This is a genomic window from Micromonospora sp. S4605, assembly GCF_003176715.1.
GTDB lineage: Bacteria > Actinomycetota > Actinomycetes > Mycobacteriales > Micromonosporaceae > Micromonospora > Micromonospora echinaurantiaca.
Genome location: NZ_QGSW01000190.1, coordinates 1 through 7,580 on the forward strand (window position 1 = coordinate 1; position 7,580 = coordinate 7,580).

Sequence of the window (7,580 nt, forward strand, 5' to 3'; positions counted from 1 at the left end):
GGTCCCACCTGGCCGGCTGACCCCCGCCCCCACCACCCCGTTGATCATGACGTTGGCGGGGCGTTATGTCGGATTCTCTGCCGCTAACCTCATGATCAACACGGGCGGGGCGGGGGTCAGCCGGCCAGGTGGGACCAGTGGGGTTCGAGGTCGTGCCAGGGGCCCTGGGCGGCGACCGTGCCGGACTGGAGGACCACCACGTGGTCGGCGCGGACCAGGGCCGCCCGCTTGGAGGTGGAGCCGATCACCGTGACCCCGTGCTCGCGCAGCGCCCGCCAGAGCGCCAGCTCGGTGGTGACGTCCAGCGCCGAGGAGACGTCGTCGGCCACCAGCAGCTCGGTACGCGGAGCCAGCGCGCGGGCCAGCGCCAACCGCTGCAACTGCCCACCGGAGAGCCGGGTCCCCTTGTGCCCGATGAGCAGCCCCAGCCCGCCACCGGCGGCGGCCAGGTCGTGCTCCAGCTGGGCGGTCGTCACGGCCGCCGCGGCGTCCACCGGGTGGCCCAGGGTGATGTTGTCGGCCACCGTGCCGGAGAGCACCCGGGGCAGCTGGCCCACGTAGCCGACCTGGTTGGGACGCAGGAACAGCTCCGGCTCGGTGACCGGCTCACCGTTCCAGGTCAGCCGGCCGGTGTGGTGCACGATCCCGGCCAGCGCCCGCAGCAGCGACGACTTGCCCGAGCCGACCGGGCCGACGACCAGCACCAGCTGGCCGCGTTCGACGGTCAGGTCGACGTCCCGGACGGCCACCGTGCCGTCCTCGTGCCGCGCCCCGAAGCCGGTCAGCTCCAGTCGGCGCAGCGGGTGCCGGGGCGGCACCGGCGGGGCCGGTGCGGTGCCCGCGCCCAGGTCCACCCCCGGCACCTCGGCCGAGTACGCCGCCATCCCGGTCATCGCCACCGTCCGCCGGGTCCACACGCTCGCCGACGGGTACTGGGACACCAGCGAGGCGGTGGTCCAGGCGAACCACCGGGCCGCGCCGAGCGTGGCGACCGCGACCAGGGTCGCCCCGGCGGAGAGCCCACCGGCCAGGAAGAGCGCCCAGGCGCCGATCGGCAGCAGCCCGCTGACCAGCGCCGGGGTGGACCGGGCCCACACCTGCACCGAGATCTCCCGGCGCTGCCGGTCGCTGCGCACCACGTCCAGGCCGGCGAGGTGGGTCAGCACCGGTCGGGTCGACCCGGCGAGCTTCACCGTCCGGGCCGCCGACAGGGTGGAGACCAGGGCGGTCGCGAACGCCGCGCGGGCCGCCACGGTGGCCCGGGCGGAGCGCTCCAGCCGCGGCCCGAACAGGGTCGCGGCCAGCCCGGAGACCACCATCGTGCCGAGGAAGAACAGCGCCGGCACCACGCTTCCGGTGACCACTGTCATCGCCACCACCAGCACCAGCGAGATGAACTGATCCAGCAGGTTGTCGGCGAGCTGCACCACCCGCTCGGTGTCGCCGCCCTGGGCCACCACCTCGGCCGGGGTGTGCCCGCTGACCCGGCGCGGCCCGGTCTGCCCGTGCACCAGGCGCAGGCTGATCCGCAGCATCTGCCGCACCCACCACTGCGGGAACCAGAGGTTGGTGGCGTAGTGCATCGGCATGGTGGCCAGCAGCGCGACGACGATCCCGAGCGCCGGCAGGTACGGGTCGCCCAGCCCGTCGACCAGGTCGGCCCAGAGCCAGGGCAGCACCGCCCCGTCCAGCCCGAGCACCATGATCGCGACGAACAGGGCGACCGCCAGCAGGCCGTACCGGGCGTCGTTGCGGCAGAGCCGGAAGATCTCCCGCAGGGTACGGGCGGGCGCCGGTGGCGGCAGCGGTGGCGGTTCGGCCTTCGGCGGCGCGTCCACCCGGTCCGGTTCCGGCGCCCGGTCCGGCCCGTTCGGCGCCAGCGCGTCCAGCTCGGCCGGCGGCCAGCCGTCCGCCGGCTCCGGCCCGGTCAGCAGGTCGGTGCCGCCGCCGGCCCGCACCCCTGACCCGACCTGGGCGTACGCGGCGCTGTGGCTGGTCGCCAGCAGCTCGGCGAAGCGCTCCGACTCGCGCAGCGGGCCGGCCTCGACCACCGTGCCGTCGGCCATCACCACCACCTCGTCGCAGCGGCGCACCGAGGAGAGACGGTGGGCGATGACGATGCCGATCCGGTCGCGCAGCAGCCGTTCGGTGGCCCGCTGCACCCGCGCCTCGGTGACCGGGTCGAGCCGGGCGGTGGCCTCGTCCAGGATCACCACGTGCGGGTCGCGGACCAGGATCCGGGCGAACGCGACCAGCTGCTCCTGCCCGGCTGACAGCACGTGCCCACCCTCGCCGAGCCGGGTGTCCAGCCCGTCGGGCAGTTCGGCGATCCAGCCGGCCAGGCCGAGTTCGCGCAGCGCCCGGGCGGCGTCGTCGAGCAGGTCCGGATCGAAGAGCGCGACGTTCTCGGCGAGCGTGCCGGCGAGGATCTCGGTGCGCTGCGGCACCACGGCGATCCACCGGCGCAGCTGTTCCAGGTCGAGGTCGAGCAGGTCGCGGCCGGCCAGGAAGACGGTGCCGCGAGGCAGCTCGACCGCCCGGGTGAGCACCTTCGCCAGCGTCGACTTGCCCGACCCGGTCCGCCCCACCAGGGCGTACGAGCGGCCCCGGACGAAGGTCAGGTCGACGCCGCGCAGCGCCGGCCCGCGCTCGCCGTCCGGGTCGGTGCTCGGGTAGCGGAAGGTGAGGTCGCGGATCGCCAGGTCACCCTCGGTCGGGGCCGACCCGCCGGCGGGTTCCTGCCGGGCGCCCTCCAGCAGCTGGACCCGGGCCCACGCGCCAAGCGCGTACTGCAGTTCCGGCACCATCCGGGCGACGTGCTCGACGGTCAGCCCGAAGCCGAGCGCGAGCAGCCACACCGCGGTCAGCCGGGCCGCGTCGACCCGGCCGGTGGCCAGCGCCCACGCCCCGCCGAGCACCACCGCGGCGATCCCGCCCCGGGTGACTCCGGCGGCCACCGTGGTGACCTTCGCCGACATCCGCCACACCCGGACGCCCCGGGACAGCACCTCGGCCGCCCGCCGGGCGTAGAGGCGCAGCACGTACGGCCGGGCCAGGCTGGTGCGGACGTCGTCCTGTCCGTGGATCGCCTCCTCCATCACCGCGGCCAGGTCCGACCACGCCTCCTCCTCGGCCATCCGGGCCGGGGCGATCCGGGCGGTCGGGCGGCGCAGCGCGACCGCCAGCACGGCGGTGAGCAGCAGCATGCCGACGCCGACCGGCCACCAGACGGTGAGCGCGACGGCCGCCGAGAGCACCCCCACGGCCAGCCCCTGGGCGATCCGTACGCCGTGGTTGCGCACCGACGCGGCCACCTGGTAGACGTCGCCGTCGATCCGGTCGAGCAGCTCGCCGACCGGGGTGGTCTCCAGGGTCGGCAGGTCCTGGCCGAGTGCCACCCGGCACAGCCGGCGCCGCACGTGCGCGGACCAGTCGGCGGTCAGTCCGGCCGTCAGCAGGCTCACCGCGAGGTCGCTCAGCACGGCGGCGACCAGGCCCACCGCCAGCGCGGCGAAGAACCCGCCCGACCGGTGCACCAGCACCGGCCCGGCCAGCGCGGACGCGGCCGCCTGGCCGCCCGCGCCGAGCACGATCAGGCAGGTCACGATCGCCATCCGGCGCGGCGAGGTGGCCCACAGATCTCGGAGCAGGCGCATGGCAGGTCCTCCGGGTGACGGTGGGGGGAAGCTCCAGCCTGCGGGTTCACCGGATGCGGATCAACGGATTTACGCGGCGGGGAGAATCGGCGTCACCACTGTGGGTGACCGGCAGCCGCTCGCGATCAGGTCCGCGCCGACCCGGCGGACGATGCCGGGCCGCACCACTCGGCGCGGACCAGGGCGGCGAGCGTGCCGCACGCCGGTCAGAAGAGCACGGTGGCGAGGGTGCCGACCGGCCGGAAGCCGCACCGGTCGTAGACCCGGCGGGCGGGCAGGTTGAAGTCGTTGACGTAGAGGCTCACCGTGGGAGCCGCGCGCAGCAGCGCGTCGCGTACCACCGCCGCCATCGCCGCGGTGGCGATCCCCCGGCCCCGCCACTCCGGGGCCACCCAGACCCCCTGCACCTGGGCGGTCCGCCGGGTGACCACCGCCAGTTCCGCCTTGAAGACCACCTGGCCGTCGACGAAGCGGGCGTAGGCCCGGCCGGCCCGGACCAGGTCGGCGACCCGCCGCCGGTAGCTGCGCCCGCCGTCGTCGGCGAGCGGCGAGACGCCGACCTCCTCGGTGTACATCGCCACCGCCGCCGGGAAGAGGCGGTCGATCTCCCCGCTGCGCACCCGGCGCACCTCGGGGTCGGCGGGCACCACCGGCAGCGCGTCGGTGGCCAGCAACGGCTGGTTGGGGCGTACGTCCCGGGCGGGCCCCCAGGCCTCGGCGAGGCGGTCCCAGAGCCCGAGCACGGCGTCGGCCCGGCCGACGATCGACGAGCAGAGCCGCTCCTCGCTGGCGAGCAGATCGGCGTAGGCGGCCACCGCCGGCTCGCTGGCCAGCACCGGGGTGAGGTTGCCGCCCAGCCAGCAGACCGACTCCAGGTGGCGGCGGGTGCCGTAGCCCAGCACCCGGCCCTCGGCCCGCCACCAGGCCAGGCCGCGCGCGGCGACCCGCTCGGCGACCTGCGCGCCCGCGAACGGGTCCAGGTCGAGCAGCCGCTCCACCGCGCGGCGCTCCGATTCCCCGAGTTGCCGTACCGGCACCGTCAGCACGCCTACCAGCCTGCCATGACCGACCCCCGGTTCGCGGGTCGAGTGACGAGCCCGGCTAGGCCACGGTGACCGGGTCGGCCGCCGGCCCGGCCACCCGGGTCCGGGCGGCCCATCGGACCACCACCGGCACCAGCGCCCCGAGCAGCAGGAACAGCCCACCGAGCAGCAACCACCCCGGTACGCCCCAACCGATCGCCAACGTGGTCACCACGGCCGGCGCCAGCATCCGGCCCAACTCGAAGCCCATGCTGTAGGCGCCCTGGTACTGCCCGTGGGCGTGCTCGGGCGCCAGCCCGAACGAGATGCCCCAGCCGGCGGCGGACTGCCACAGCTCGCCGACCACGTGCGCCAGTGCCCCGCAGACCAGCAGCGCGATCGCGGCGCCGGTCGGCAGGTCACCCGCGGCGGCGAAGAGCACGCAGGCGGCGGCGATGGCCACCCCCGCGCGCCGGGCCGCCCGGCCGGCCCCGGACAGGCTCTCGGTGCCCCGCGCGGCCCGCACCTGGAACAGCACCACCATGCCGGTGTTGACCAGCAGCAACGCGGAGATTACCCAGGCCGGCGCCCGGGTGTGCCCGGCGATCCAGAGCGGGAGGGCGATGTTGAGCAGGCTGAAGTGCATCGACATCAGCCCGTCGAGGACGGTGAACGCGAGAAAGGGGCGGTCCCGCAGCGCGATCAGCCGCGGGCCGTGCGCCGGGACAGGGGCCGGGGCGATCGCCGGCAGCCGGGTGAAGACCGCGGCGGCGGCCAGGTAGGTCGCCGCGGCGGTGAGGATCAGCGCCACGTAACCGGCGCGGGTGTCCAGGGCGATGGCGAACCCGGCGAGCACCGCGCCGACCGAGATCCCGACGTTGGTGGTGGCGCGCAGGTAGGCGCGGGTGCGTACCCGCTGGTCGGCGGGGACGGAGCCGGCGATCAGCGCGCCCCGGGCGCCCCGGTCGACCGCGTCGGCCAGCGCTGTCGCGGCGCCGACGACCAGGAACGCCGGGAACGACCCGACCGTCACCAGGGCGGCGGTCAGCACCCCGCCGGCCACCAGAGCGCCGATCTGGGTGCCGCGCGGGCCGAGCCGGTCGGCGAGGTAGCCGGTCGGGGCGCTGGCCAACAGGCCGACCAACGCCGAGACGGTCAGGCCGAGTCCGACCTCGGTGGCGGTGAGCCCCACCGAGCGGGTGAGGAAGAGCGCGCTGGCCGCCAACCAGAGGCCACGGCCGACGGTCCGGACCAGGGTGCCGAGGGTGAGGGTCCGGGCCGGGCCCGGTTCTGGAAGCAGTCGCACCCCGGGAGCCTAGCAAGACGTACGTACGGTTTGGTTGGTGGCCTCCGCCACAGCCTTGTCGACGACACGTTGCCGATATATCGTCGATGCATCAGCGACAGCACGAGAGAGGGTGAGGAGCTATGGGATTCCATCGCAAACTGCACGAACTGCATGAGGCGCGGATGCGCGGCTTCGGCTTCCCGCCCGGCCCACACGGCCACGGCGGCCGGGGCGGTCACGGCGGTTGGGGCGGCGGCTGGGGCGGTCGCGGCCGGGGCCGGGGACGCCGGCCCAATGTCCGGCACGCCGTGCTGGCCCTGCTCGTCGAGCGGCCGATGCACGGCTACGAGATGATCCAGGAGATCGACTCCCGCACCGGCGGCGCCTGGCGGCCGAGCCCGGGTTCGGTCTACCCCACCCTGCAACTGCTGGAGGACGAGGGGCTGATCGCGGCGAGCACCGACGAGGCCGGCGGCGGGCGCAAGCGGTTCGCGCTGACCGAGGCCGGCCGGGCGGAGGCCACCGAGGCGGCGCAGACCCCGCCCTGGGCGGAGTTCGCCCAGGACACGGTCAACAGCTGGCACGACATCCGGGACGCCGGCGCGCAGGCGATGCACGCGCTGCGCCAGGTGATGATGACCGGCACCGACGACCAGCGGGAGCGGGCCGCCCAGGTGCTCGACGAGACCCGCCGCAAGCTCTACGCGATCCTCGCCGAATCCGAGTGACCCGGGGTCGCCCCGGGCCACCCGGAACCGCCCGCTCCGACAAGCGAAAAAGTGGCCATTCCACGGGGGATGGCCACTTTTTCGCTGTTCGTGCGTGCGCCGGCCGGGTGGGGTGCGGCCGGGCGGCGAGGGCTCGGCGAGCTTGTAGACGTCCACCTGGGCCCGGCCGCAGGACGGGCAGGAGACGATCTCCAGGCCCGCTCGCGCACCCCGAGCGACCCCCGCCCTGACGAGGGGGACTACGCCACCGCGACCGGCGCGGGATCGGGCACGGCGGACCGGTTGCGGGCGGCCCAGCGGACGACTGCGGGCACCAGGGCACCGAGCGACAGGAACAGGGCGCCGAGCAGCAGCCAGCCCGGCACGCCCCAGCCGACGGCCAGCGTGGTGACCACCACCGGTGCCACCATCCTGCCCAGCTCGTAGCCCATGGCGTACGCGCCCTGGTACTGCCCGTGGGCGTTTTCCGGGGCCAGGCCGAAGGAGATCCCCCAGCCGGCGGCGGAGTGCCACAGTTCCCCGACCACGTGCGCGAGCGCGCCGCCAACCAGCAGCGCGACGGCGACGCCCGCGGAACGCCCGCCGCTGGCGGCGAAGAGGGCACAGGCCGCGGCGATGGCGAGCCCGGCGCGGCGGGCCGCCCGGGCCGCGCCGGCGAGGCTCTCGGTGCCGCGCGCGGCGCGGACCTGGAAGAGGACCACCATCAGCGTGTTGACCAGCATCAGCCCGGGGAACACCCAGGCCGGCGCCCGGAGGTGCCCGACGATCCAGAGCGGCAGGGCGATGTTGAGCAGCCCGATGTGCATCGACATGAGCCCGTTGAGCACGGTGAACGCCAGGAACGGCCGGTCCCGCAGCGCGATCAGCCGGGGGCCGTGCACGGGGG

4 protein-coding genes and 1 pseudogene are annotated in these 7,580 nt (G+C 75.3%); 1 reads left to right on the top strand and 4 read right to left on the bottom strand.

Features of this window, described 5'->3' with window-relative positions; translation table 11 throughout:
* Positions 1-116: 116 nt before the first annotated feature.
* From DLJ47_RS15480 to DLJ47_RS15490, 3 genes are all read right to left on the bottom strand, one after another.
* Positions 117-3,656: an ATP-binding cassette domain-containing protein gene (locus DLJ47_RS15480; protein ID WP_109900710.1), complete on the bottom strand. Its 3,540-nt coding sequence runs from the start codon at positions 3,654-3,656 to the stop codon at positions 117-119.
* 206 nt (positions 3,657-3,862) lie between these two features.
* Complete coding sequence (locus DLJ47_RS15485; RefSeq protein WP_109900711.1) at positions 3,863-4,702, bottom strand: GNAT family N-acetyltransferase; 840 nt, start codon at positions 4,700-4,702, stop codon at positions 3,863-3,865.
* A gap of 55 nt (positions 4,703-4,757) precedes the next feature.
* Entirely contained in the window at positions 4,758-5,984 is a 1,227-nt protein-coding gene (locus DLJ47_RS15490) for an MFS transporter (protein ID WP_109900712.1), read from the bottom strand.
* 122 nt (positions 5,985-6,106) lie between these two features.
* Between DLJ47_RS15490 and DLJ47_RS15495 the strand changes: the two genes are divergently transcribed.
* Positions 6,107-6,694, top strand: coding sequence for a PadR family transcriptional regulator (locus DLJ47_RS15495; RefSeq protein ID WP_088995469.1), 588 nt, complete (start codon positions 6,107-6,109; stop codon positions 6,692-6,694).
* 239 nt (positions 6,695-6,933) lie between these two features.
* Here the strand turns inward: DLJ47_RS15495 and DLJ47_RS15500 are convergent.
* A pseudogene (locus tag DLJ47_RS15500) lies at positions 6,934-7,580 on the bottom strand (MFS transporter); the annotation flags it as partial.

Coding starts and splice junctions, on each gene's coding strand:
- DLJ47_RS15480 (WP_109900710.1), bottom strand. CDS start 3,656: ATGCGCCTGCTCCGAGATCTGTGGGCCACCTCGCCGCGCCGGATGGCG.
- DLJ47_RS15495 (WP_088995469.1), top strand. CDS start 6,107: ATGGGATTCCATCGCAAACTGCACGAACTGCATGAGGCGCGGATGCGC.